This window comes from Myroides albus, assembly GCF_009711045.1.
GTDB lineage: Bacteria > Bacteroidota > Bacteroidia > Flavobacteriales > Flavobacteriaceae > Flavobacterium > Flavobacterium album_A.
Genome location: NZ_WMJX01000120.1, coordinates 1 through 1,274 on the forward strand (window position 1 = coordinate 1; position 1,274 = coordinate 1,274).

3 protein-coding genes are annotated in these 1,274 nt (G+C 30.5%); all 3 read left to right on the forward strand.

Annotated elements, in window-relative coordinates; translation table 11 throughout:
- Window positions 1-260: hypothetical protein (locus tag GJV76_RS15805; RefSeq protein ID WP_230381584.1), on the forward strand; the 260-nt coding region annotated here is incomplete at its 5' end.
- Between the two features lie 4 nt (window positions 261-264).
- A complete protein-coding gene (locus GJV76_RS15580; protein WP_155093495.1) occupies window positions 265-897 on the forward strand; it encodes a hypothetical protein in 633 nt (210 codons plus the stop codon).
- A 31-nt stretch (window positions 898-928) separates the two neighbouring features.
- A partial coding sequence (locus GJV76_RS15585; protein ID WP_317162612.1) for an RHS repeat domain-containing protein occupies window positions 929-1,274 on the forward strand: 346 nt, incomplete at its 3' end.

Sequence of the window (1,274 nt, forward strand, 5' to 3'; positions counted from 1 at the left end):
TCAAGGATTTTGGAGGAGTTTCTCCTGTAGCTGAATATTATGGATTAGATGAAATTGGAAAAAATACGACACGAGGATTAGAACAACATTATTATGAAGTAGATTTAGCAAATAATGGTAATGATAAAACAAAAGTGGCAAATAAACAAAATCCTGTCGGTGAAGGAAACGGGAAAAAAAATGACTATAGAAAGGTAGCAGATACTCACTTACAAGAAAAACAGTCTGGCACAGGAGGTTGTTCAAAAATTAAAAAATAAAAATATGGCGAGAATAGTTTGGAAAGAAGGGAAGTTTATTAGTATAGAGACAAGGAAAGGACTTTATGTCTTAGCACAAATGACATTAAATATATATTTAGTAGTCTATAATAATTTTAGATTTGATGAGAACTGGGAAGAATCAGATTTATCAAATTTAGAAGTATTGTGCTGTGTACCTGTTACAAGACAGTTTATACAAAAGAGTACAATTACTAATTTAAAATTTAAAATAGAGGTTCCTTTAAACTTACCGAAATATTGGTTGATTTCTGATCATATTTCAAACAAAAGAATCATTTTTGAAAACACAAAAAATGAAATCGAAGTTCTTTTATTAGGATTAGGAGAAAATTTAATTTATGATGATATTAAAGATAGAAGTAATTTTGATAGACCTATTGTACAAAAGGTTGCCTTTAATGATAATGATATTATTGATAAATATGAAGTAACGAATATCAGAATATATGCTGAATTCAATGAACGTCTTTATTTATGTTATAAGATCGGAAAGAATGTAGATCCATTAAAAGATTTAATTTTTAATAGAGATATACCTATCGAGTATGAAGTGTATTTGAAAATAATTTCGGGAAAAATTACAGAAGAGGAATGGTTAGCATTACCAATATAAGTTAATATATAGATTTGAACAAGGTGGCTTTGTGCCATGTACCAAGATAAAAAAAGCAAAAAAACATAGTATCTTAGTAGACCACTTAGGTACTCCTACTCAGATGTATGACGAGGAAGGACTAAGTACATGGTATGTAGAATTAGACAGTTTTGGTAATTTGAAGCTTAATAAGGGAGATTCTAAGACAGAGTGCCCTTTTAGGTATCAAGGACAATATGAAGATGTAGAAACAGGATTGTACTACAATAGATTCCGATACTATGATCCTAAGGATGGAGGATATATCAGTCAAGACCCGATAGGTCTTGCAGGTGGTAATCCAACGTTATATGGGTATGTACATGACATTAGTTTATGGATTGATCCTTTTGGGC

Excerpts from the sequence above, each read along its gene's own strand:
- GJV76_RS15580 (WP_155093495.1), top strand. The coding sequence starts at position 265 with ATGGCGAGAATAGTTTGGAAAGAAGGGAAGTTTATTAGTATAGAGACA.